This window comes from Pseudomonas sp. FSL R10-2189, assembly GCF_009600325.1.
GTDB classification, from domain to species: domain Bacteria; phylum Pseudomonadota; class Gammaproteobacteria; order Pseudomonadales; family Pseudomonadaceae; genus Aquipseudomonas; species Aquipseudomonas helleri.
Window position 1 is genome coordinate 89,160 of sequence record NZ_WIVZ01000019.1, and the last position, 23,262, is coordinate 112,421.

The following is a 23,262-nucleotide window of genomic DNA, read 5'->3' on the forward strand; positions in this document are numbered from 1 at the left end:
GACCTAACCGTGATCGAGTCCCGCACCATGAATACTGAATTTCGTAAAACGCTGCCGGGCACCCGGCTGGATTACTTCGACACCCGTGCGGCGGTCGATGCGATCACCCCCGGTGCCTACGACACACTGCCTTATACCGCGCGCGTGCTGGCCGAAAACCTGGTGCGGCGTTGCGATCCGGCCACGTTAAATGCCTCCCTGAGCCAGTTGATTGAGCGCAAGCGCGACCTCGATTTTCCGTGGTTCCCGGCGCGTGTGGTGTGCCACGACATCCTTGGTCAAACCGCTCTGGTTGACCTTGCCGGCCTGCGTGATGCCATCGCCCAACAAGGCGGCGACCCGGCGCAAGTCAACCCGGTGGTGCCGACCCAACTGATTGTCGATCACTCGCTGGCCGTGGAATGTGGCGGTTACGATCCCGAGGCGTTTGAAAAGAACCGCGCCATCGAAGACCGCCGCAACGAAGACCGTTTCCACTTTATCGAGTGGACCAAAAAAGCCTTTAAAAACGTCGACGTGATCCCGCCGGGCAACGGCATCATGCACCAGATCAACCTGGAGAAAATGTCTCCGGTGATTCAGGTGCGTGACGGCGTAGCCTTCCCCGACACTTGCGTCGGCACCGACAGCCACACCCCGCACGTCGACTCGCTGGGCGTGATCGCCATCGGCGTCGGCGGCCTCGAAGCCGAAAGCGTGATGCTCGGCCGGGCCTCGTGGATGCGCCTGCCAGAAATCGTCGGCGTTGAGCTGACCGGCAAGCTGCAACCGGGCATCACCGCCACCGACATGGTGCTGGCACTGACCGAGTTCCTGCGCAAGCAAAAAGTGGTCGGCGCCTGGCTGGAGTTCTATGGCGAAGGCGCTGCGGCGCTGACCCTGGGCGACCGCGCGACCATTTCCAACATGGCCCCGGAATACGGCGCCACGGCAGCGATGTTCTACATCGACCAACAAACCATTGATTACCTCAAACTGACTGGCCGCGAAGACCAGCAAGTGCAATTGGTGGAGCACTACGCCAAGGTCAACGGTCTGTGGGCAGACAGCCTCAAAGGTGCGCAGTACGAGCGCAACCTGAGCTTTGACCTGTCGTCGGTGGTGCGCAACATGGCTGGCCCAAGCAACCCGCATGCGCGGGTGGCGACCAGCGATCTGGCGAGCAAAGGCATCGCCGGGCAGTGGGATGAAGTGCCGGGACAAATGCCCGATGGCGCGGTGATCATCGCTGCGATCACCAGTTGCACCAACACCAGCAACCCGCGCAACGTGATTGCCGCCGGTTTGCTGGCCCGCAACGCCAACAAACTGGGGCTGACCCGCAAGCCGTGGGTTAAATCGTCGCTGGCGCCGGGCTCGAAAACTGTAGCGCTGTACCTGAATGAAGCGGGCCTGACTGACGAGCTGGAGCAACTGGGGTTTGGCGTTGTGGCGTTTGCCTGCACCACCTGCAATGGCATGTCCGGGGCGCTGGACCCGGTGATTCAACAAGAAATTATCGACCGTGACCTCTATGCCACGGCCGTGCTGTCGGGGAACCGCAACTTTGACGGGCGCATTCACCCGTACGCCAAGCAAGCCTTCCTGGCCTCGCCGCCGCTGGTGGTGGCTTATGCGATTGCCGGGACCATTCGTTTTGACATCGAAAAAGACGTCTTGGGCCTGGACGCTCAGGGCAACGAAATTCGCCTGAAAGACATCTGGCCGACGGACGAAGAAATCGACGCCGTGGTCAAGGCCTCGGTGAAACCGGAGCAGTTCCGCCAGGTGTACATTCCGATGTTTGCCATTCACGAAGACACCGGCCCGAAAGTGGAGCCGCTGTACGACTGGCGCCCGCAAAGCACCTATATTCGCCGCCCGCCGTACTGGGAAGGGGCGCTGGCCGGTGCGCGTCCGCTCAAGGGCATGCGCCCGCTGGCCGTGCTGCCGGACAACATCACCACCGATCACTTGTCGCCGTCCAACGCGATCATGCTCGACAGCGCCGCCGGTGAATACCTGGCGAAAATGGGCTTGCCGGAAGTCGACTTCAACTCCTATGCCACCCACCGTGGCGACCACTTGACCGCTCAGCGCGCGACCTTTGCCAACCCGAAACTGTTCAACGAAATGGTCATCGAGGACGGCAAGGTCAAGCAGGGTTCGCTGACCCGCCTCGAGCCTGAAGGCCAAGTGATGCGCATGTGGGAAGCGATTGAAACCTACATGGATCGCAAGCAGCCGCTGATCATTATTGCCGGTGCCGACTATGGCCAGGGTTCGTCCCGTGACTGGGCGGCCAAGGGCGTGCGGCTGGCGGGTGTGGAGGCGATTGCCGCCGAAGGGTTTGAGCGCATTCACCGTACCAACCTGGTGGGCATGGGCGTGTTGCCACTGGAGTTCATGCCGGGCACCAACCGCAAAACCTTGCACATCGACGGCAGTGAAACCTATGACGTGATTGGCGAGCGCACCCCGCGTGCCACGCTGACACTGGTGATTACCCGTAAAAATGGCGAGCGCGCCGAGGTGCCGGTGACCTGCCGCCTGGACACGGCTGAAGAAGTGTCGATCTACGAAGCAGGCGGCGTGTTGCAGCGCTTTGCCCAGGACTTCCTGGAGTCGGCAACCGCTTAACCACACATCCCGTAGGAGCGAGCTTGTCTCGCGATCTTTTTAAAAGATCAAAAGATCGCGAGGCGAGCTCGCTCCTACAGAGGACATGACAGGATTCTATTCATGGCTTTTGCAGCGCAAATCAAAATCCCGGCGACGTATATGCGGGGCGGTACCAGTAAAGGGGTGTTTTTCAGCCTGCTCGACTTGCCTGACGTGGCTCAGGTGCCGGGGGCGGCCCGTGATGCGCTGTTGCTGCGGGTGATCGGCAGCCCGGACCCGTATGAGAAACAAATCGACGGCATGGGCGCCGCCACGTCCAGCACCAGCAAAACCGTGATCGTCAGCAAAAGCCTGCACGCTGACCATGACGTCGACTACCTGTTTGGTCAGGTGTCGATCGACAAGCCTTTTGTCGACTGGAGCGGCAACTGCGGCAACCTGTCGGCGGCGGTCGGTTCGTTCGCCATCAGCAGCGGCCTGGTCGACCCGAGCCGCATTCCGCGTAACGGCACGGCGGTGGTGCGCATCTGGCAAGCCAACATCAGCAAAACCATTATTGCCCACGTGCCTATCACTGACGGCGCGGTCCAGGAAACCGGCGACTTTGAACTGGATGGCGTGACCTTTCCGGCCGCAGAGGTTCAGCTTGAGTTCCTCAACCCGGCGGCAGAAGAAGAGGGCGCGGGCGGTTCGATGTTCCCCACCGGCAACCTGGTGGACGATCTGGAAGTGCCGGGCGTCGGCACCCTTAAAGTCACGATGATCAATGCCGGCATCCCGACCATTTTCGTCAATGCCCACGACATCGGTTACACCGGCACGGAACTGCAGAACGACATCAACGCGGATGCGAAAGCGCTGGCGCTGTTCGAAACCATTCGTGCCCACGGTGCGTTGCGCATGGGCCTGATCGATAACCTCGACGATGCCGCTAAACGCCAGCACACCCCCAAAGTGGCGTTTGTAGCCAAGCCTGCAGATTACCTGTCGTCCAGCGGTAAGCCGGTGAGCGCGAACAGCATTGATTTGCTGGTGCGTGCCTTGTCGATGGGCAAACTGCACCACGCCATGATGGGCACCGCTGCGGTTGCGATTGGCACGGCAGCCGCCATTCCGGGCACCCTGGTCAACTTGGCGGCGGGTGGCGAATTGCGCAGCGCCGTGCGCTTCGGCCACCCGTCGGGCACCTTGCGGGTGGGCGCACAAGCGCAGCAGATTGACGGCGAATGGACCGTGACCAAAGCCATCATGAGCCGCAGCGCGCGGGTCTTGATGGAAGGTTGGGTGCGGGTGCCCCCGATTTGAAATAAAAACCTGTAGGAGCGAGCTTGTCTCGCGATCTCTTAACGACCCAACAGATCGCGAGGCAAGCTCGCTCCTACAACTGGTATGTAGAGCGGGCATTCAGACCTGCCAGCCTGACCCTGAGGATGGAACACGACACTCATTCACCCACTTGGAGTCACTCCACATGAGCGCCAACGTCGACCTCAACAACCGTCCCGACTATGACAAGGTCTTGCAGGACATTGCCGACTACGTCCTGACTTACCGCATCACTTCCCAAGAAGCCCTGAACACCGCCCGTAACTGCCTGATGGACACCTTGGGCTGCGGCCTGCTGGCGTTACGTTTTCCGGAATGCACCAAACACCTGGGCCCGATTGTCGAGGGCACGGTGGTGCCGTTCGGCGCACGCGTGCCCGGTACGTCGTACCGCCTGGACCCAGTCAAGGCTGCGTGGGACATCGGCTGTATAGTGCGTTGGCTGGATTACAACGACACCTGGCTGGCGGCGGAGTGGGGGCATCCTTCGGATAACCTGGGCGGGATTTTGGCGGTGGCCGACCACCTCTCGCAAAAGCGTGTGGCCAATGGCGAAACGCCGTTGACCATGCGTGCGGTGCTGGAGGCGATGATCATGGCGCATGAGATTCAAGGCGTCATTGCTCTGGAAAACTCTTTCAATCGCGTCGGCCTTGACCATGTGCTGCTGGTGAAAGTCGCATCGACGGCGGTCTGCGCCAAGCTGATGGGCGCTGACCGCGAGCAGTTGCTGGCGGCGTTGTCCCATGCATTTGTCGATGGTCAGGCCTTGCGCACCTATCGCCACGCGCCGAACGCCGGGTCGCGCAAGTCGTGGGCGGCGGGGGATGCGTCGAGCCGCGGCGTGCGTCTGGCGGATATTGCGCTGCGCGGTGAAATGGGTATTCCGGGCGTGCTGACGGCGCCGCAGTGGGGCTTTTACGACGTGCTGTTCAGCCACACCAACAAGGACCTGGCGCTTAAGCCTGAAGGGCAGCGCCAATTCAGCCTGTCACAGCCTTATGGCACCTATGTGATGGAAAACGTGCTGTTCAAGATCAGTTTTCCGGCCGAGTTCCATGCGCAAACGGCGTGCGAGGCGGCCGTGACCTTGCACCCGCAGGTGAAAGATCGCCTGCATGAGATCGACAAAATCGTGATTACTACCCATGAATCCGCGATCCGGATCATTTCCAAGCAAGGCCAGTTGGCCAATGCGGCGGATCGAGATCACTGCATTCAATACATGACTGCCGTGCCGCTGGCATTTGGCAATCTGGTGGCGGAACAGTACGAAGACGACTTCCACGCCGCGCATCCGATCATTGATGAGCTGCGCGAGAAGATGGTCATTGTCGAAGAACCGCGCTACACCCGCGAATACCTGGAGGCCGACAAACGTTCGATTGCCAACGCCATTCAGGTGTTTTTCAAGGACGGCAGCCACACCGAGCAAGTAGTGGTGGAGTACCCGATTGGCCATCGTCGGCGCCGTGCTGAGGGCATTCCGTTGCTGGAAGACAAGTTCAAGGCCAACCTGGCCACGCGCTTTGTCGGCCAGCGCTGCAAGCAGATTTTTGAACTGTGCAAAGATCAGGCGAAGCTTGAAGCGACGCCGGTTCATACATTTGTAGATTTGCTGGTGATTTAAACCCAATCCCCTGTAGGAGCGAGCTTGTCTCGCGATCTTTTGAGGGTTTAAAAGATCGCGAGGCAAGCTCGCTCCTACAAGGCGGTGGGGTTATTTGAAGCGTCGCTCCACGCCTTTTTCGACCAGGATCTTGGCCGAGATTTCTTCTACCGAGAAATGCGTGGAGTTGATGTGCGGGATGTTTTCGCGCTGGAACAGGCTTTCGACTTCGCGCACTTCAAATTCGCACTGGGCGTAGCTGGAGTAGCGGCTGTTGGGCTTGCGCTCGTTGCGAATGGCGGTGAGGCGATCCGGGTCGATGGTCAGGCCGAACAGCTTGTGCTTGTGCGCGCGCAAGGCCGCGGGCAGCTTCAGGCTTTCCATGTCGTCTTCGGTCAACGGGTAGTTGGCCGCGCGAATGCCGAATTGCATGGCCATGTACAGGCAGGTCGGGGTTTTGCCGCAACGCGACACGCCCACCAGAATCAAGTCGGCCTTGTCGTATTTATGCGTGCGCGCGCCATCGTCGTTGTCGAGGGCAAAGTTCACCGCCTCGATACGCTCCATATAGTTGGAGTTATGACCAATTGAGTGGGATTTACCCACTGAATAGGAGGAATGTTCCGCCAGTTCCTGCTCCAGAGGCGCCAGGAAGCTGGAAAAAATGTCGATCATGAAGCCATTGGCGGTGGCGAGGACTTCGCGAATATCCTGATTGACGATAGTGTCGAAGATTATCGGGCGAACACCGTCTTTTTCGGCGGCGTTGTCGATTTGTTGTACCATTGCCCGCGCTTTTTCCACGCTATCTATATAAGGGCGTGTGAATTTGCTGAAGGTCACGTTTTCGAATTGCGCCAACAAACTCTGGCCGAGGGTTTCAGCTGTAATGCCGGTGCCGTCGGATATAAAGAAAGCAGATCGTTTCATTTGCGCCTTGGGCCTTAAGCTGGTGACGTTTCTTGGATATGATAGGCGCGATTTTGTCGCCCGTTATGGCAGGCAGTGTCACTTATTTTCCAGGTCCAGGCCACAATCGCCGAGAGACTCCATAGACGGAGTGTCCGGCACCCTGAGCTTTTCCAACACAGTTAGTGGAGAGATCACCTTGGTAGAGTACGTAGTTTCCCTCGATAAGCTCGGCGTCCATGATGTGGAGCATGTGGGGGGCAAGAACGCATCCCTCGGCGAGATGATCAGCAACCTTGCAGGCGCTGGTGTATCGGTTCCCGGTGGTTTTGCGACGACTTCCCAGGCATACCGTGATTTTCTTGAGCTGAGCGGCTTGAATGATCAGATCCATGCAGCGTTGGACGCGCTGGATGTTGATGACGTCAACGCCCTGGCCAAGACCGGCGCCCAGATCCGTCAATGGATCATGGAAGCCGAGTTCCCTGAGAAACTCAACGCTGAAATCCGTGCTGCGTTTGCGACCCTCTCGCAAGGCAACCCGGACATGGCCGTTGCCGTACGTTCTTCGGCCACCGCCGAAGACTTGCCGGACGCCTCCTTTGCCGGTCAGCAAGAAACCTTCCTGAACATCCGTGGCGTTGAAAACGTGATTCGTGCGGCCAAGGAAGTGTTCGCTTCCCTGTTCAACGACCGTGCGATTTCTTACCGCGTGCACCAAGGTTTTGACCACAAGCTGGTGGCCCTGTCGGCTGGCGTACAGCGCATGGTGCGCTCCGAAACCGGCACCGCAGGCGTGATGTTCACCCTGGACACCGAGTCGGGCTTCCGTGACGTGGTGTTCATCACCGGCGCCTACGGCCTGGGCGAAACCGTCGTACAAGGCGCGGTCAACCCGGACGAGTTCTACGTTCACAAACCAACCCTGGAAGCCGGTCGCCCAGCGATCCTGCGCCGCAACCTGGGTAGCAAAGCGATCAAAATGATCTACGGCGACGAAGCCAAGGCCGGTAAATCGGTCAAGGTCATCGACGTAGAGAAGGCGGACCGCGAGCGTTTCTGCCTGAGCGACGCTGAAATCAACGAGCTGGCCAAGCAAGCGATGATCATCGAGAAGCACTACAAGTGCCCGATGGACATCGAATGGGCCAAAGATGGCGACGACGGCAAGCTGTACATTGTTCAGGCCCGTCCTGAAACCGTGAAGAGCCGCACCCAGGCCAACGTGATGGAGCGTTACCTGCTCAAAGAAACCGGCACGGTGCTGGTTGAAGGTCGCGCCATTGGCCAGCGCATCGGCGCGGGCAAGGTTCGCATCATTAAAGACGTCTCCGAGATGGACAAAGTCCAGCCGGGCGACGTGTTGGTGTCGGACATGACTGACCCGGACTGGGAACCGGTCATGAAGCGCGCCAGCGCTATCGTTACCAACCGTGGTGGCCGTACCTGCCACGCCGCGATCATCGCGCGTGAGCTGGGCATCCCTGCGGTCGTCGGTTGCGGCAACGCCACTCAGTTGCTCAAAGACGGTCAGGGCGTGACGGTTTCGTGTGCTGAAGGCGATACCGGTTTCATCTTTGAAGGTGAACTGGGCTTCGACATCAAGAAAAACTCCGTCGATGCCATGCCGGAACTGCCGTTCAAAATCATGATGAACGTGGGCAACCCGGACCGTGCGTTTGACTTCGCACAACTGCCGAACGCCGGTGTGGGCCTGGCCCGTCTGGAGTTCATCATCAACCGTATGATCGGCGTGCACCCAAAGGCACTGCTGAACTACGACGGTTTGCCGCAAGAAATCAAAGACAGCGTCGACAAGCGCATCGCGGGTTACAGCGACCCGGTTGATTTCTACGTCGACAAACTGGTTGAAGGCATCAGCACCCTGGCTGGCGCGTTTACCCCGAAAAAAGTGATCGTGCGTCTGTCGGACTTCAAGTCCAACGAATACGCCAACCTGATCGGCGGCAAACTGTACGAGCCGGAAGAAGAAAACCCGATGCTGGGCTTCCGTGGTGCTTCGCGTTACATCAGCGAAAACTTCCGCGATTGCTTCGAGCTCGAGTGCCGTGCCCTCAAGCGCGTGCGCAACGACATGGGCTTTACCAACGTTGAAATCATGGTGCCGTTCGTACGGACCCTGGGCGAAGCGAGCCAGGTGATCGACTTGCTGGCTGAAAACGGCCTCAAGCGTGGCGAAAACGGCCTGCGCATCATCATGATGTGCGAGCTGCCATCCAACGCGATTCTGGCTGATGAATTCCTTGAATTCTTCGACGGTTTCTCGATCGGTTCCAACGACCTGACTCAGTTGACCCTGGGCCTGGACCGTGACTCCGGTGTGATTGCTCACTTGTTTGACGAGCGTAACCCGGCCGTTAAAAAGCTGCTGTCCAACGCTATTCAGGCGTGCAACAAGGCTGGCAAATACATCGGTATTTGCGGTCAGGGCCCATCCGATCACCCGGATCTGGCGCTGTGGCTGATGGAGCAAGGCATTGAAAGCGTGTCGTTGAACCCGGATACCGTACTGGAAACCTGGTTCTTCCTGGCTGAAGGCCAAGCGCAAGCTTGAGTCGTTGAGAGAAGGGGCAGGGCAACCCATCGGTTGCCTTGCTCTCTATACGTGTTAGGGCGAGTTCGTGTTCGAATTCGCCCTTTTTTGTGCAAGAGCATTATGCAAAGCAGCAGCCATTTATTTCCCGTTGCCCTGATCAGCGCTGAGCGTCGGGGTGATCTGAGCGAAGACGTTTATCGCTTGAAGCCCGCCAACAGCCCGGATATTTCCGTGGAGTTGGTGGTGACCCGTCTGGGCATGGCCGATGCGGGCCAGGTGCGGGGTGTGCCGGTCATTTTGTTGCACGGCAGTTTTTCCAATCGTCGGTTCTGGTATTCGCCCAAAGGTGTCGGGCTGGGGGCCTTTTTGGCCCGGGCCGGCTTTGATGTGTGGCTGCCTGAAATGCGCGGCCATGGCTTGTCGTCGCGCAATATTCACTGGGCCAAAAACCGGGTGGCGGATTACGCCCGCTACGATTTGCCAGCCATTGGTGCGTTTGTGCGTGAGCAAAGCGGGCAAACGCCGCATTGGATCGGCCATTCCCAAGGCGCTATCAGCCTGGCGGCGGCCCTTGGCGGTGAGTATCTGCAGGCGGCAGACGTGGCCTCGGCGGCGTTTTTCGGCTGTCAGATCAATCGCCGCTACTGGTCGCTGAAAATCCCGCCGGTGCAGTGGGGCGCTTACCTGTTGTTGAAGCGTTTTGCGCAGTTGTCAGGCACCCGTCTTAAACGTGGCCCTGAAGATGAGCCGGTCGGCATCGCACTCGAAACCCTGCGCTGGAATGGCTTTATGGGCCGTTTTAAAGACGCGGATCGCGATTGGTGGGCCGGCTTGGCACAGGTTGAACTGCCGGTGCTGGTGGTGGCCGCGGCGGGCGACCGACAAACGCCGGAGTGGGCTTGCCGCAAGCTGTATGACCAACTGGGCGCCGCGCAGCGCCAGTTTGTGTGCCTGGGGCGCGAGCAGGGGTTCAGCTCTGACTTTAACCATGTCGACATGCTGGTGAGCCCGGCGGCTCAGCAAGAGGTGTGGCCGCGGGTGCTCAACTGGCTAACCAACGCTGAGATGCGTTGATTGAACTCGCTCGGCAAGGCGTAGGGGGTTTCGGCGGGTAGTGGTTGCGGCTACTATATGACGCTCGTGGTGTTTCTGGTCACATTTCGTGACTGGTTAGCTAATGAGTTCTCATTGGCGAGTGCGTGGCATGTTTAACGCCAGCGCTTGTCAGAACGTCTATAACAGTAGTGCTGCCGTTTTTCATCTTGCTGTGCCCACCTTAAACAGGAGCTAGTTCATGAATCACTACCTTACCCCCGACTTGTGCGATGCCTATCCAGAGCTGGTGCACGTGCTGGACCCCATGTTCAGCAACTTTGGCGGGCGTGATTCCTTTGGTGGTGAGATCGTGACCATCAAGTGCTTTGAAGACAACTCGCTGGTCAAGGAGCAGGTTGAACTCAAGGGGCATGGCAAGGTGTTGGTGGTAGATGGCGGCGGTTCCCTGCGCCGGGCGTTGCTGGGCGACATGCTGGCGGAAAAGGCCGCTAAAAATGGCTGGGAAGGTTTGGTGATTTACGGCTGCATCCGTGACGTCGACGTGATTGCACAGACAAACCTGGGCGTTCAGGCGCTGGCCAGCCACCCGATGAAGACTGACAAGCGCGGCATTGGCGATTTGAACGTGGCGGTGACCTTTGCGGGTGTCACGTTCCGTCCCGGAGAATTCATTTATGCCGATAACAATGGCGTTATTATTTCGCCTTCAGCTCTGAAAATGCCGACATGATTCAGGGCAAAAGCTCAACGCTCTAATCACAAGGACCACGGATGCAAGAGGAAGACAACGCACAGTGGGGGCTGGTGTATGCCCTGGTTCTGGACGGTAAGGGCGGTGCTCGCCATATCCCGCGTACTGAGCTGGACACGCTGGAACTGCAAAGTCATGAAAGCCTTTGGTTGCACTGGGATCGCAGTCACCCGCAAGCCCAGACCTGGCTGCGCGGTTCCAGTGGTTTGAGCGATTTCAGTTGTGATTTGCTGCTCGAAGAAAACACCCGTCCCCGTCTGTTGACCTTGCCCAACAACGAACTGTTGCTGTTTTTGCGCGGGGTTAACCTCAATCCGGGCGCTGAGCCGGAAGACATGGTTTCGCTGCGCATCTTCGGCAGCTCGCAGCGGGTTATCTCACTGCGTTTGCGAAGGCTGCGTGCCATTGATGAAATGCTCAGTGATTTTGAGCAAGGCGATGGCCCGAAAGATTCCGCCGAATTGATCTTGTACCTCGCTCAAAACCTGACGTTGAAGGTCCAGGACTTGATCGGCGACCTGTCCGAAATCGTCGATGACGAAGAAGATAAGATAGATGCCGACGAACGGTATACCCCGGAGCACGGTGCTATTTTGCCGATCCGTCGAAGAGCTGCCGGTTTACGTCGTTTTCTGGCGCCACAACGGGATATTTTCGGGCAACTCGCGCGAACAAAAATCCCGTGGTTCAGCAGTGATGTGCTCGATTACTGGAACGAGCTCAACAACAGCCTGACGCGTTACCTGGAAGAACTCGAACTCACGCGAGAGCGCGTGGGGCTGGTGCTTGAGGCCGTAGACCGGCGCATGAGCGAGCGCATGAGCCGCATCATGTACCGCTTCGGGGTGATCACCGGGATCTTTTTACCGATTACATTTCTCACGGGCTTGCTCGGGATCAATGTGGGCGGCGTGCCGTTCTCTAATAATCCCTGGGGTTTTCCGGTGGTTTGCAGCCTGATGGTGGTGATTGCCGTCGTGCAGTGGTGGTTTTATCGACGTTTGCAGTGGCTTTGAATGGGCGCGAAATGTGACCCGATTAAAGTGGCTTGCGTCTTTCACTGAGATACCGAGAGGTGCATATGCACGATCCGTTTGAACAGTCGCTACGTGAAATGCTCAAAACGCCGTCATCCAGCCGTGACGATGATGCGTGTTTGGGGCGAGTGCTGAAAACCGCCAATCGCCAGGTAGGCGCGGGTGATCTTTTCAGCCTGCCCGGTCGCTGGATGCAAGCGCTGACGATTGCATTGAATAGCGGTTCGGCCCATATTGCGCCCGTTTCGCGGCGCAAACCTGCTGCTCGCCCTGTTGATAAGGCTGATTGAACATGGAACTTGATCTCTGGACTCAGAGCCTGGTCACGGCAATGACTGCCCTGTGGACTAAAATTGCCAACTTCATCCCGAACCTTTTCGGGGCGCTGGTTGTCGTACTGCTGGGCTTCGTGGTTGCCAAACTGCTCGATACCCTGCTGTCCAAGTTGCTCGCAAAGTTGGGCCTCGATCGCCTCATGGGCGGCACCGGCCTGACCAAGATTCTGGCTCGCATCGGCATCAAGGTGCCGATCTCGATCCTCATCGGCAAAATTGTCTACTGGTTCATCCTGCTGGTGTTTCTGGTGTCGGCGGCGCAATCGCTGGGGCTGGACCGCGTTTCTGCGGCACTGGATATTTTTACGGTTTATTTGCCCAAGGTTTTCGGAGCTTTGCTAGTGTTGTTGGCGGGTGTGCTACTTGCACAGTTGCTCAATGGCCTGGTGCGGGGAGCGGCCGAGAGCGTCGGGTTTGATTATGCAAGTGGCCTGGGGCGTGTTGCTCAGGGGCTGGTCATCATCATCAGTATTTCTGTGGCTATCAGTCAGTTGGAGGTCAAAACCGACCTGCTGAACCACGTGATTGTGATTGTTTTGATTACCGTTGGTCTGGCTGTGGCCCTGGCCATGGGCTTGGGAAGTCGTGAAATTGCCGGTCAGATTCTGGCCGGGATCTATGTGCGTGAGTTGTACCAGGTTGGGCAAGAAGTGCGAGTTGGCGAGGTCGAAGGGCAGATCGAAGAGATCGGCACGGTTAAAACCACGTTGCTGACCGAGGAAGGTGAGCTAGTCTCAATTTCCAATCGGATCTTGCTGGAGCAGCACGTGACAAGCCGCTAATGCGGCAAACCCTGCTAATGTATGCCGCCGTAAAAATGCCTGCTTTGAAGGCTGATGCGGTGGCCATTGACCTGACTGTCGGCACGACTCGTTTTGAATAAAGCCCAATCGCTATCCATGCGCTACGATCCCCGCGAGCTCTCTGATGAGGAGTTGGTTGCGCGCGCGCATGATGAGTTGTTTCACGTGACGCGTGCTTATGAAGAATTGATGCGTCGCTATCAACGCACTTTGTTCAACGTTTGTTCAAGGTACTTAGGGAACGATAGGGACGCGGATGATGTCTGTCAGGAAGTGATGCTTAAGGTGTTGTACGGCTTGAAAAATTTCGAAGGAAAATCGAAATTCAAGACATGGCTATATAGCATCACTTACAACGAATGCATCACACAGTATCGAAAGGAACGGCGAAAGCGTCGCTTGATGGACGCATTAAGTATTGACCCCCTTGAGGAAGCGTCTGAGGAAAAGGCGCCGAAACCTGAGGAAAAGGGCGGACTTGATCGCTGGTTGGTGCATGTGAATCCGATTGATCGCGAAATTTTAGTGCTGCGTTTTGTCGCAGAACTGGAATTTCAGGAAATCGCAGACATAATGCATATGGGTTTGAGCGCGACGAAGATGAGATACAAGCGCGCTCTTGATAAATTGCGTGAGAAATTTGCAGGTCTTGCTGAAACTTAGTTCAGTGCAAATGGCTCTACGTGTAGGCAAGGTCTGATAGACTTGCCGCCGAGTTGTCCCCCGGTATGTGGGACTGCTTTACAATCACCAGATGGGGATTTAACGGATGAAACTGAAAAACACCTTGGGCATTGCCATTGGTTCCTTTGTAGCCGCAACTTCGTTCGGTGCCCTGGCACAAGGCCAAGGCGCGGTCGAGGGTGAACTGTTCTACAAAAAACAGTACAACGACAGCGTCAACCACGTTGAAGACGGTTACAACCCAGGCGCCTCGATCGGTTACTTCATCACTGATGACGTTTCGATCAACTTCGCGTACGACAAGACCACTCACACCCGTTCGAACGACGGCACTGGTCACCAGAAGCTGCAAGGTGACAACTTTGGTCTGAACGCTCAGTACCACTTCGGCACCGTAGGCGACGCTCTGCGTCCATACGTTTCCGGCGGTGTTGCTCACAAGAGCATGACCAACGTTGAGGCTGATGGCCACAGCGGTCGCGACAAGTCGACTTTCCTGACTGCTGGCGCCGGTGTTAAGTGGTACATCACTGACAACCTGTTCGCCCGTGCTGGTGTTGAAGCTGACTACAAACTGGACAACGGCCGTTGGGACTACGCTCCTACCGTTGGTCTGGGTGTGAACTTCGGTGGCAGCGGTGGCAAAGTAGCTCCTGCTCCAGTTCCAGCTCCAGCACCAATCGCTGAGCCAGAACCAGAAGCTCCGATCGCTGAAGTGGTTAAAGTTGAGCTGGACGTTAAGTTCGACTTCGACAAAGCCGTTGTTAAGTCTCAGTACCTGCCAGACATCAAGAACGTTGCTCAGTTCATGCAACAGTACCCTGCGACCAGCACTACTGTGAATGGTTACACTGACAGCGTCGGTACCGATGCTTACAACCTGAAACTGTCCCAGCGTCGTGCTGACTCTGTGCGTCAGGCTCTGGTACAGCAAGGTGTTTCGGCTGGCCGTGTAGACGCAGTTGGTCACGGTAAGGCAGATCCAGTTGCGACTAACGCAACTGACGAAGGCCGCGCTCTGAACCGTCGCGTTGAAGCCGTTGTACAAGCTCAATCTAATTAATTTTAGATAAGCTGCCAGAAAAACCCGGCTCAGGCCGGGTTTTTCTTTGCCTGTGATTTGCCAGGCGGCGCGGCTATAATTGCGCCCACTTTCCGTCACCCTTCGAGTCCATTGCGCCCATGTATAACCTGGCCCGCCAGCTGCTTTTCAAACTGTCCCCTGAAGCCTCTCACGATCTGTCGCTGGATTTGATCGGGGCGGGCGGCCGTCTGGGGCTTAATGGTTTGTTGTGCAAGGCACCGGCGAAGCTGCCAGTGACAGTCATGGGGCTGAATTTTCCAAACCCGGTCGGTCTGGCTGCCGGTCTGGATAAAAACGGCGCAGCCATCGATGGTTTCGCCCAATTGGGTTTTGGCTTTGTTGAGATCGGCACGGTCACGCCGCGCCCTCAGCCAGGCAATCCAAAGCCACGTATTTTTCGCTTGCCGGAAGCTCAGGCCATTATCAACCGCATGGGCTTTAACAATCTTGGGGTTGATCATTTACTTAGTCGCGTTCAGGCGGCCCGCTACAGCGGCATTCTGGGCATCAATATCGGCAAGAACTTCGATACGCCGGTTGAGCGTGCCGTCGACGATTATCTGATCTGCCTGGACAAGGTGTATGCCCACGCCAGCTACGTCACCGTCAACGTCAGTTCGCCGAACACACCGGGTTTGCGCAGCTTGCAGTTCGGTGATTCGCTCAAGCAGTTGCTCGAAGCCCTACAACTGCGTCAGAACGAACTGACGCAGCGCCACGGCAAGCGCGTACCGCTGGCGATCAAGATCGCACCGGACATGAGTGACGAAGAAACCGTGCTCGTGGCTCAGGCGCTGCTGGAGACCGGCATGGACGCTGTTATCGCCACCAACACCACGCTTAGCCGTGTCGGCGTTGAAGGTTTGGCCCATGGGGATGAGGCGGGCGGCTTGTCGGGCGCCCCGGTGCTCGAAAAAAGCACGCATACCGTCAAGGTGCTGGCCGCTGAGCTGGCAGGGCGTTTGCCGATCATCGCGGCTGGCGGGATTACAGAAGGCAAGCACGCGGCTGAGAAAATCGCCGCGGGTGCCAGCCTTGTGCAAATCTACTCAGGCTTTATCTACAAAGGCCCGGCGCTGATTCGTGAATCGGTTGATGCCATTGCAGCGTTGCCACGCAAGTAACGCGTAGCGCCTGGCGTGCAGGCATAAAAAAGGGCTCCTTTAAGGAGCCCTTGGGCCGAAGCCCGCCGCCTGGATAGGACGGCAAGGTTAAATCGGTGTCGCTTCAAGGTGATGTCGGAAGGTGTCCAGTGTTAGCCGACGGCGTTAATTTCGTTGAGTCTGTGGATGCCCGCAGTGCCAGTCATACCGTCCCAGTTGTCGCCGCGTCCTTCGCGCCAGCCGTTAATCCAGGCTTGACGTACCGACGGTAGAGTAAATGGGCAAAGCTCACGGGATTTACCATGTACGCCATTTTGATATCCGCGCAAAAATGCTCTTTCCAACGGATCACGCTTAAGTCTTCTCATAGGGTGTTTCCCTCACTTGTTGACTGTTTTATTTAGCGTCGACCTTCCAAAGGTCGGGGCAGACTGATCTGCCGTCGGGGGTGCTCGCTGCCGGCGTGGCGAGCCTTTCTGTTGTTGCCTGTGCGGCGACAACCTGAGTCCAGTTCTAACCAATGCACTCGGGTGAGGGAATGATCGTTTTGTCATAAGCACGTAACGAAAATGGTGTTACAGCCATAAGACAGGCTGTTTTTACTCGCCCGGCTCCGGTTAAACCCTGACAGGACGAGCGCTTGCAAAGATGATGAGTTTCATTCTCCGTTGCTAATAGCTGCCTGATTGAATCGGGCACTATTCGACGAAGGGTCTGAATATGACCAATTGTTTCTTAATGAATGACCTGCCTCAGCGTCTAGACTCACTCTGCCTCAGGGTGGGTGTTGTTGCTGAAGTGGAACGGCACAGTTTCGTGCCACGCGAGCGCTCTTCAAGAAAAGCGCTTGATTGAAAACGGAGCAGGCGATGCGTTGCCTGCCCACAGAAAGCTAAAAGCTCAGGAATCCCATGTCGGATCGTAACGAACTCTTCCTTACCTGCCCTAAAGGCCTTGAAGGTCTGCTCCTCGAGGAGGCTATTGGCCTTGGTCTTGAGGAAGCTCGCGAGCACACCTCGGCCATTCGTGGCGTGGCAGATATGGAAACTGCCTACCGCCTGTGTCTGTGGTCACGCCTTGCCAACCGCGTTTTGCTGGTCCTCAAGCGCTTCCCGATGAAGAATGCCGAAGACCTGTATAACGGCGTGCTGGACGTTGACTGGCATGACCACATGGTCCCGGACGGCACCCTGGCCGTTGAATTCAGCGGGCATGGCTCGGGCATCGATAACACCCACTTCGGTGCCTTGAAGGTCAAAGACGCTATCGTCGACAAGCTGCGCACGCCGTCTGGTGAGCGCCCGTCGATTGACAAGTTCAGCCCGGACTTGCGTATCCACCTGCGCCTGGATCGCGGCGAAGCGATTCTGTCCCTGGACCTGTCGGGCAGCAGCCTGCACCAGCGTGGCTACCGTCTGCAGCAAGGTGCTGCGCCCCTCAAAGAAAACCTCGCCGCCGCCGTGTTGATTCGTGCCGGCTGGCCGCGCATGGCCGCTGAGGGCGCCGCACTGGCTGACCCGATGTGCGGTGTGGGTACGTTTCTGGTCGAGGGCGCAATGATCGCCGCCGACATTGCGCCGAACCTTAACCGCATTCACTGGGGCTTTGATGCCTGGCTGGGTCACGTACCGGCCATCTGGAAAAAACTCCATGATGAAGCCACTGAGCGTGCCGAAATCGGCATGGCCAAGCCACCGCTGTGGATTCGCGGATACGAGGCCGACCCACGTCTGATCCAGCCTGCGCGCAACAACATCGAGCGGGCTGGGCTGAGCCACTGGATCAAGATTTACCAGGGTGAAGTGGCGACCTTTGAGCCGCGCCCTGATCAAAACCAGAAAGGCCTGGTGATCTGCAACCCGCCGTACGGCGAGCGTCTGGGCGATGAAGCAAGCTTGCTCTATCTCTACCAGAACCTCGGTGAGCGTCTGCGTCAGGCCTGTCTGAACTGGGAAGCGGCGGTGTTTACCGGCGCCCCGGATCTGGGCAAGCGCATGGGCATTCGCAGCCACAAGCAGTATTCGTTCTGGAACGGCGCCTTGCCGTGCAAGTTGCTGTTGATCAAGGTCACCCCGGATCAGTTCGTGACAGGCGAACGTCGTACCCCGGAGCAGCGTCAGGCCGAGCGTGAACAGGCTGAGTCTGTGGTCGAAGCCCCCGTGGAGCAGAAGTTCAACAAGAACGGCAACCCGATCAAGCCTGCACCGGTGGTCATCGAGCAACCGCGCTTGAGCGAAGGCGGGCAGATGTTTGCCAACCGTCTGCAAAAAAACCTCAAGGCACTGGGCAAATGGGTCAAGCGCGAGGGGATTGATTGCTACCGCGTTTACGACGCCGACATGCCTGAGTACTCCATGGCGATCGACCTGTATCACGATTGGGTCCATGTCCAGGAATACGCAGCGCCGAAATCGGTAGACCCGGAAAAAGCCTCGGCCCGTATGTTCGACGCCCTGGCGGCGATCCCGCAGGCGCTGAACATCGACAAGAGCCGGGTGATCGTCAAGCGCCGTGAGCGTCAGAGCGGCACCAAGCAATACGAGCGTCAAAGCGCGCAGGGTAAGTTCACCGAAGTGATGGAAGGTGGCGTAAAGCTGCTGGTGAACCTCACCGATTACCTGGACACCGGCTTGTTTCTGGATCACCGTCCAATGCGCATGCGCATCCAGAAAGAGGCGGCCGGCAAACGCTTCCTCAACCTGTACTGCTACACCGCCACGGCGAGCGTGCACGCAGCCAAAGGCGGTGCGCGCAGCACCACCAGCGTTGACTTGTCCAAGACGTATCTGGACTGGGCGCGCCGTAACCTGTCACTGAACGGTTTCTCGGACAAAAACCGTCTGGAGCAGGGCGATGTGATGGCCTGGCTGGATGCCTGCCGTGAAGAGTACGACTTGATCTTCATTGATCCGCCGACCTTCTCCAACTCCAAGCGCATGGAAGGCATCTTCGACGTTCAGCGTGACCACGTGCAGTTGCTCGATCTGGCCATGGCACGTCTGGCTCCGGGCGGCGTGCTGTACTTCTCGAACAACTTCCGCAAGTTTGTTCTGGACGAGCATCTGGCCGCGCGTTATTTCGTAGAAGAAATTACCGCGAGCACCATCGATCCGGACTTTGCCCGTAACAGCAAAATCCACCGAGCCTGGAAAATCACGGCCCGCTGATGCTGCCCTGGCGGTAATCAGTCCATAAAAAACGCCCCCTTTCTTGCGATCGGGGGCGTTTTTCATTGCCTGCCTGACGTTATGGCGCGATAGATACTGCGCGGTTAGCCACGGCTGGCTGGCGATACAGGTCTAGCAATACCTGGTCGAGAATCGAAGACGCACCCCACGGGCGCGGGTCGTTCAGGATGGCGACCACGGCCCAGGTGTCGCCGTTGCTGTCGCGGCTAAAGCCGGAAATGGCGCGCACGGTATTCAGGGTGCCTGTCTTGATGTGTGCCTGACCGTTCATTGCTGTGGTTTTCAGGCGCTTGCGCATCGTGCCGTCTTTGCCCGCGATCGGCAGGGAACTGATGAACTCGGCAGCGTAGGGGCTTTTCCAGGCGGCTTGAAGCATTTGCGCCATTTCACGTGCGCTCACACGCTCGGCACGCGACAGGCCGGAGCCGTTCTCCATGACCAGATGCGGCGCTGTGATGCCTTTTTTGGCCAGCCATTGGCGTATCACACGCTGCGCGGCTTTGGCGTCATCGCCGTCTGCGTCGGTACGGAACTGAGCGCCGAGGCTGAGGAACAGCTGCTGGGCCATGGTGTTGTTGCTGTATTTATTGATGTCGCGAATGATCTCAGCCAGGTCTGGCGAGTAGGCACGAGCCAGCAGTTTTGCCCCTTTAGGGACGCTGGCCTGACGGTCCTGCCCCTGAATGCTGCCGCCCAGCTCCTTCCAGATGGCGCGCACGGCTCCGGCGGTGTAGGTCGCGTGATCAAGCAAGGACAGATACGTCTGAGAGTTGCAGCCATCAGCCAGTTGCCCGCTGACGGTGACAATTACCGAGCCGTCGGTTTGGGTGACGGGGTTGTAGCGAACATCGCCGGTGCATTGCTTGGCGTTGATGGCCTTGACCTGATTGTCGATGCGGATGCTCGCAATAGGCGGCTCCACCGAGACCAGCACCTTGCCCGAATCGTTACGCGCCACAAAGCGCAAGGCTTTGAGGTTGACCATCAGTGCGTCGGGTTTGACCAGGAACGGCTTGTTTTCGTCATTGCCGTCATCGTTGAACACCGGCAATTGCGGTTGTTCGAAGAAATTGCGATCCAGTACCAGGTCGCCGGTGATTTGCTGTACGCCGTTGGCCCGCAGGTCGCGCATCAATAGCCAGAGCTTCTCCATGTTGAGCTTGGGGTCGCCGCCGCCCTTGAGGTACAGGTTGCCCTGCAAAATACCGTTGTTCAGGGTGCCGTCGGTGTAGAACTCGGTTTTCCACTGGTGGGTCGGGCCGAGCATTTCCAGGGCTGCATAGGTGGTCACCAGTTTCATGGTGGACGCCGGGTTCATCGATACATCGGCGTTGAAGACGGTTGGAACACCCGGGCCGGTCAGCGGCAGCAATACCAGGGACAGCGCGTCGTCTTGCAGCTTGTTGGTCTTGAGCGCTTGCTGGACTTTCGGAGTCAGGGTGGCGTTGACAGGGGCGGCATTGGCGCCGAAGGCGAGCGGCAAAAACAGGCTGGCCAGAAACAATGGTCGTAAAGATTTAATCATCAAAAGTAAAACCCTGCAGGCGAGGGGGAAAATAAGAGGGCATGAACAAAAAGTCCCTCGATGGTCATAAAAGTGTTGGCATTATGCCCCAAGGTTATCGGGCTTGTGCATCAGCGTAGGCCAGGGATTGACTTATTTAATGGATAAAACGATGAGTCGCTCACATGCAACCGGGCAGCGCCAGCCTGAAGCTGGTAAAGTGCCGCCGGTAATTACTTAAGAGGATTGTTCAATGGCTACTAATCGTTCCCAGCGTCTGCGCAAAAAACTGTGCGTTGATGAATTTCAGGAGCTGGGTTTTGAGCTGAACCTGGATTTCAAAGAAGACCTGTCGGATGAGGCTGTCGACGCATTCCTTGACGCTTTCTTGAAAGAAGCCATGGAAGCTAACGGCCTGGGCTATGTTGGCGGCGACGACTACGGTCTGGTTTGCCTGCAAAAGCGCGGCTCGGTCAGCGAAGAGCAACGTGCTGCTGTTGAAGCCTGGTTGAAAGCTCGTCCAGAGCTGACTAGCGTTGAAGTAAGCCCGCTGCTGGACGTGTGGTACCCGGAAAAGCCAATCAATCCGGTAGCCTGACGTCAAACATAAAGGCAGCCTGCGTGGCTGCCTTTGTGTGTTTCATACCTTTGCCCGTCCTGGGCGCTGCTTCAAAAATTCATGAGCTGACACTGTATGCGCCTCTCTGCGGACTTAGCCTCGCAAGGCTCGGCAACGACTACGGGCATGGCACAGATTTTTAGTCGTAAATGGCTTTCTTCTTCCAGTCGCCCTCAGCTTCATCGGTTTTAAGGCCTTCAGTTAGCGCGTTGACCTCATCGCTGCTGGGCTCCAGCGTGCTTTGCAGCAGGGCATTGGCGCGCACCAATTGTGCTTCAAACGCTTTGAGTGACTGGCCATACGGGGCAGGGTCGGCCTGTTTGCGCAAATACTGCACGCCGCGCTCATAGGCCAGGCGCGCCTGACCCGGCTGGTTTTGCTGGAACGCCAACTGGCCAAGGTTATTGAAGAACTCAATATGCAGCACCACCAGCAGGTGACGGATCTCTTTGAGCCAGTGCTTGGCTTCATTGGCGGGCAGTACACGGTCTTTGGCGGCGCGGGTGATCTGGCCATGCAGCGTTTCCAGCAGAAAGCGCACATCTTTGGCCTTGGCTTCCGTCATGATCGGGTTGGGCGGGTTGTTGACCGGGATCGACTCACCTTGCGCAACCAGTGCTTCAAGCTCGGCAACCCGTGCTTTTAAGCTGGCGTCGGATTTTTGCAGCAGCAACAGACGCTGGGTGGCATTGAGTTCAAGGCGGGTTAGCAACAACTTGAGTGCCGACGTCATCAGTTGCCCGGGAAAGATCTCGTTGACTTCGCTACAACGGCGGATACGGTCATTAAGCTCGGTTTTGAGCCGGGCTTTTTCCACCTTGTTGTGTTCCACCATGTGGTTGATGTAGCCGATGGCGATCAAAAGCACGATCCCGGCAACGACGAGCAGGGTGATGATGGAAGGCGTCAACGTTAAAACCTCTTCAGGTGGTCTGCCTGCCATAGAGTGTGCCAGGCAGTGTTGCTAATAGGCTTGATCTGAAACAGCTGCGTTAGTTCACTGAGTTCAGGCGGTTGGCTATCTATAGAGAGGTCCATATTCGATAGGTGCATTTGGCCATCACTCAGGCCTGATCATCATAGCGCCTTGTAGGAGGCCGGAATATAGGCCTCAGGAGTCATACGTCACACTGTGTAGGAAAAGGCCTAGAAGGACGGGAAGTCATTGATTTCAATAAATTTTCATATTGGGGTTGACGACTTCCAAAACCATCTCTAGAATGCGCGCCAATTGCAGCGTAAAGCGAACAGCGAAACGCATGCAACCAGTGAAGTTGTAGTGTGTCCCCTTCGTCTAGTGGCCTAGGACACCGCCCTTTCACGGCGGTAACAGGGGTTCGAGTCCCCTAGGGGACGCCATTGCGGGAATAGCTCAGTTGGTAGAGCACGACCTTGCCAAGGTCGGGGTCGCGAGTTCGAGTCTCGTTTCCCGCTCCATTTTTAAGCAGCTTTGCCCTCGGGCGGGGTTGAGTGAAAGCCAAAGCGCACACTTAGGTGAGCGTAGTTGGCACTGAAATGTACAGTGTACGTTTCGGGCAACGTCCCCTTCGTCTAGTGGCCTAGGACACCGCCCTTTCACGGCGGTAACAGGGGTTCGAGTCCCCTAGGGGACGCCATTATTGCGGGAATAGCTCAGTTGGTAGAGCACGACCTTGCCAAGGTCGGGGTCGCGAGTTCGAGTCTCGTTTCCCGCTCCATTTTTAAGCAGCTTCGCTCTCGGGCGGGGTTGAGTGAAAGCCAAAGCACACACTTAGGTGCGTGTAGTTGGCACTGAAACGTACAGCGTATGTTTCGGGCAACGTCCCCTTCGTCTAGTGGCCTAGGACACCGCCCTTTCACGGCGGTAACAGGGGTTCGAGTCCCCTAGGGGACGCCATTATTGCGGGAATAGCTCAGTTGGTAGAGCACGACCTTGCCAAGGTCGGGGTCGCGAGTTCGAGTCTCGTTTCCCGCTCCATATTCTTGTTTTAAAGAGTGCTCAGCCACTGTTTAAAGCATTAAAAAAGAGGCCTTATAGGCTAATGCCAGTCAGTTAAGACTGACTCATTGACCTTTAGCCCGCAGGCCGCAAAATCCGATGCTTGGAAACGAGCATC

General features: G+C 57.2%; 18 protein-coding genes and 6 tRNA genes. 20 read left to right on the forward strand and 4 right to left on the reverse strand.

Annotated elements, in window-relative coordinates; all coding sequences use genetic code 11:
* Positions 1-27: 27 nt before the first annotated feature.
* The 3 genes from acnD (at position 28) to prpD (ending at position 5,557) form a co-directional block, all read left to right on the forward strand.
* The gene (gene acnD / locus GHO32_RS15175) at positions 28-2,619 is read left to right on the forward strand and encodes a Fe/S-dependent 2-methylisocitrate dehydratase AcnD (protein ID WP_153333936.1); all 2,592 of its coding nucleotides are present in this window, start codon (positions 28-30) and stop codon (positions 2,617-2,619) included.
* Between the two features lie 102 nt (positions 2,620-2,721).
* Complete coding sequence (prpF, locus tag GHO32_RS15180; RefSeq protein WP_153333938.1) at positions 2,722-3,906, forward strand: 2-methylaconitate cis-trans isomerase PrpF; 1,185 nt, start codon at positions 2,722-2,724, stop codon at positions 3,904-3,906.
* A 166-nt stretch (positions 3,907-4,072) separates the two neighbouring features.
* Positions 4,073-5,557 carry a 2-methylcitrate dehydratase gene (gene prpD / locus GHO32_RS15185; RefSeq protein WP_153333940.1) on the forward strand — a complete coding sequence of 495 codons (1,485 nt, stop codon included), beginning with the start codon at positions 4,073-4,075 and terminating at the stop codon, positions 5,555-5,557.
* 90 nt (positions 5,558-5,647) lie between these two features.
* On the opposite strand, the gene GHO32_RS15190 is transcribed toward prpD, so the two are convergent.
* Positions 5,648-6,466, reverse strand: coding sequence for a pyruvate, water dikinase regulatory protein (locus GHO32_RS15190; RefSeq protein ID WP_048386835.1), 819 nt, complete (start codon positions 6,464-6,466; stop codon positions 5,648-5,650).
* A 178-nt stretch (positions 6,467-6,644) separates the two neighbouring features.
* Between GHO32_RS15190 and ppsA the strand changes: the two genes are divergently transcribed.
* From ppsA to GHO32_RS15235, 9 genes are all read left to right on the forward strand, one after another.
* On the forward strand, positions 6,645-9,020 hold the full coding sequence (gene ppsA / locus GHO32_RS15195) for a phosphoenolpyruvate synthase (RefSeq protein WP_153333942.1): 2,376 nt from the start codon (positions 6,645-6,647) through the stop codon (positions 9,018-9,020).
* 102 nt (positions 9,021-9,122) lie between these two features.
* Positions 9,123-10,076, forward strand: coding sequence for an alpha/beta fold hydrolase (locus tag GHO32_RS15200; RefSeq protein WP_153333944.1), 954 nt, complete (start codon positions 9,123-9,125; stop codon positions 10,074-10,076).
* 220 nt (positions 10,077-10,296) lie between these two features.
* Positions 10,297-10,788, forward strand: coding sequence for a ribonuclease E activity regulator RraA (rraA, locus tag GHO32_RS15205; RefSeq protein ID WP_153333946.1), 492 nt, complete (start codon positions 10,297-10,299; stop codon positions 10,786-10,788).
* 41 nt (positions 10,789-10,829) lie between these two features.
* Positions 10,830-11,825, forward strand: a complete 996-nt coding sequence (locus GHO32_RS15210) for a zinc transporter ZntB (protein WP_048369830.1) — start codon at positions 10,830-10,832, stop codon at positions 11,823-11,825.
* Between the two features lie 65 nt (positions 11,826-11,890).
* Entirely contained in the window at positions 11,891-12,136 is a 246-nt protein-coding gene (locus GHO32_RS15215) for a hypothetical protein (RefSeq protein WP_048369831.1), read from the forward strand.
* 2 nt (positions 12,137-12,138) lie between these two features.
* Positions 12,139-12,963 carry a mechanosensitive ion channel domain-containing protein gene (locus tag GHO32_RS15220; RefSeq protein WP_048369832.1) on the forward strand — a complete coding sequence of 275 codons (825 nt, stop codon included), beginning with the start codon at positions 12,139-12,141 and terminating at the stop codon, positions 12,961-12,963.
* 93 nt (positions 12,964-13,056) lie between these two features.
* On the forward strand, positions 13,057-13,647 hold the full coding sequence (gene sigX, locus GHO32_RS15225) for an RNA polymerase sigma factor SigX (protein ID WP_088500243.1): 591 nt from the start codon (positions 13,057-13,059) through the stop codon (positions 13,645-13,647).
* A gap of 106 nt (positions 13,648-13,753) precedes the next feature.
* A complete protein-coding gene (locus GHO32_RS15230) occupies positions 13,754-14,731 on the forward strand; it encodes an OmpA family protein (RefSeq protein ID WP_153333948.1) in 978 nt (325 codons plus the stop codon).
* 119 nt (positions 14,732-14,850) lie between these two features.
* Positions 14,851-15,876 (forward strand): quinone-dependent dihydroorotate dehydrogenase, encoded by a 1,026-nt coding sequence (locus GHO32_RS15235; protein ID WP_048369838.1) that lies wholly within the window; start codon positions 14,851-14,853, stop codon positions 15,874-15,876.
* A 131-nt stretch (positions 15,877-16,007) separates the two neighbouring features.
* On the opposite strand, the gene rmf is transcribed toward GHO32_RS15235, so the two are convergent.
* On the reverse strand, positions 16,008-16,223 hold the full coding sequence (gene rmf / locus GHO32_RS15240; RefSeq protein ID WP_082148720.1) for a ribosome modulation factor: 216 nt from the start codon (positions 16,221-16,223) through the stop codon (positions 16,008-16,010).
* A 543-nt stretch (positions 16,224-16,766) separates the two neighbouring features.
* Here rmf and rlmKL point away from each other — a divergent pair.
* Positions 16,767-19,022, forward strand: a complete 2,256-nt coding sequence (gene rlmKL / locus GHO32_RS15245; RefSeq protein ID WP_153333950.1) for a bifunctional 23S rRNA (guanine(2069)-N(7))-methyltransferase RlmK/23S rRNA (guanine(2445)-N(2))-methyltransferase RlmL — start codon at positions 16,767-16,769, stop codon at positions 19,020-19,022.
* Positions 19,023-19,101: 79 nt separating this feature from the next.
* Here rlmKL and dacB read toward each other — a convergent pair whose 3' ends face one another.
* Positions 19,102-20,568 (reverse strand): D-alanyl-D-alanine carboxypeptidase/D-alanyl-D-alanine-endopeptidase, encoded by a 1,467-nt coding sequence (gene dacB / locus GHO32_RS15250; RefSeq protein WP_153333952.1) that lies wholly within the window; start codon positions 20,566-20,568, stop codon positions 19,102-19,104.
* A gap of 232 nt (positions 20,569-20,800) precedes the next feature.
* Between dacB and GHO32_RS15255 the strand changes: the two genes are divergently transcribed.
* A complete protein-coding gene (locus GHO32_RS15255; RefSeq protein ID WP_048369844.1) occupies positions 20,801-21,145 on the forward strand; it encodes a YggL family protein in 345 nt (114 codons plus the stop codon).
* Between the two features lie 160 nt (positions 21,146-21,305).
* Here GHO32_RS15255 and GHO32_RS15260 read toward each other — a convergent pair whose 3' ends face one another.
* A complete protein-coding gene (locus GHO32_RS15260; RefSeq protein WP_153333954.1) occupies positions 21,306-22,076 on the reverse strand; it encodes a hypothetical protein in 771 nt (256 codons plus the stop codon).
* 373 nt (positions 22,077-22,449) lie between these two features.
* Between GHO32_RS15260 and GHO32_RS15265 the strand changes: the two genes are divergently transcribed.
* The 6 genes from GHO32_RS15265 (at position 22,450) to GHO32_RS15290 (ending at position 23,123) form a co-directional block, all read left to right on the forward strand.
* A tRNA-Glu gene (locus tag GHO32_RS15265) sits at positions 22,450-22,525 on the forward strand.
* 2 nt (positions 22,526-22,527) lie between these two features.
* Positions 22,528-22,603 (forward strand) — tRNA-Gly (locus GHO32_RS15270).
* Between the two features lie 103 nt (positions 22,604-22,706).
* A tRNA-Glu gene (locus GHO32_RS15275) sits at positions 22,707-22,782 on the forward strand.
* A gap of 5 nt (positions 22,783-22,787) precedes the next feature.
* Positions 22,788-22,863 (forward strand) — tRNA-Gly (locus GHO32_RS15280).
* Between the two features lie 103 nt (positions 22,864-22,966).
* Positions 22,967-23,042: transfer RNA gene (locus tag GHO32_RS15285), tRNA-Glu, on the forward strand.
* Between the two features lie 5 nt (positions 23,043-23,047).
* Positions 23,048-23,123: transfer RNA gene (locus GHO32_RS15290), tRNA-Gly, on the forward strand.
* Positions 23,124-23,262 lie beyond the last annotated feature (139 nt).

What these genes read in the sequence shown, in the direction of transcription:
- acnD (WP_153333936.1), top strand. Translation starts at nt 28, where the DNA reads ATGAATACTGAATTTCGTAAAACGCTGCCGGGCACCCGGCTGGATTAC.
- prpF (WP_153333938.1), top strand. Translation starts at nt 2,722, where the DNA reads ATGGCTTTTGCAGCGCAAATCAAAATCCCGGCGACGTATATGCGGGGC.
- prpD (WP_153333940.1), top strand. Translation starts at nt 4,073, where the DNA reads ATGAGCGCCAACGTCGACCTCAACAACCGTCCCGACTATGACAAGGTC.
- GHO32_RS15190 (WP_048386835.1), bottom strand. Translation starts at nt 6,466, where the DNA reads ATGAAACGATCTGCTTTCTTTATATCCGACGGCACCGGCATTACAGCT.
- GHO32_RS15200 (WP_153333944.1), top strand. Translation starts at nt 9,123, where the DNA reads ATGCAAAGCAGCAGCCATTTATTTCCCGTTGCCCTGATCAGCGCTGAG.
- rraA (WP_153333946.1), top strand. Translation starts at nt 10,297, where the DNA reads ATGAATCACTACCTTACCCCCGACTTGTGCGATGCCTATCCAGAGCTG.
- GHO32_RS15210 (WP_048369830.1), top strand. Translation starts at nt 10,830, where the DNA reads ATGCAAGAGGAAGACAACGCACAGTGGGGGCTGGTGTATGCCCTGGTT.
- GHO32_RS15215 (WP_048369831.1), top strand. Translation starts at nt 11,891, where the DNA reads ATGCACGATCCGTTTGAACAGTCGCTACGTGAAATGCTCAAAACGCCG.
- GHO32_RS15220 (WP_048369832.1), top strand. Translation starts at nt 12,139, where the DNA reads ATGGAACTTGATCTCTGGACTCAGAGCCTGGTCACGGCAATGACTGCC.
- GHO32_RS15230 (WP_153333948.1), top strand. Translation starts at nt 13,754, where the DNA reads ATGAAACTGAAAAACACCTTGGGCATTGCCATTGGTTCCTTTGTAGCC.
- GHO32_RS15235 (WP_048369838.1), top strand. Translation starts at nt 14,851, where the DNA reads ATGTATAACCTGGCCCGCCAGCTGCTTTTCAAACTGTCCCCTGAAGCC.
- rmf (WP_082148720.1), bottom strand. Translation starts at nt 16,223, where the DNA reads ATGAGAAGACTTAAGCGTGATCCGTTGGAAAGAGCATTTTTGCGCGGA.
- rlmKL (WP_153333950.1), top strand. Translation starts at nt 16,767, where the DNA reads ATGTCGGATCGTAACGAACTCTTCCTTACCTGCCCTAAAGGCCTTGAA.
- dacB (WP_153333952.1), bottom strand. Translation starts at nt 20,568, where the DNA reads ATGATTAAATCTTTACGACCATTGTTTCTGGCCAGCCTGTTTTTGCCG.
- GHO32_RS15255 (WP_048369844.1), top strand. Translation starts at nt 20,801, where the DNA reads ATGGCTACTAATCGTTCCCAGCGTCTGCGCAAAAAACTGTGCGTTGAT.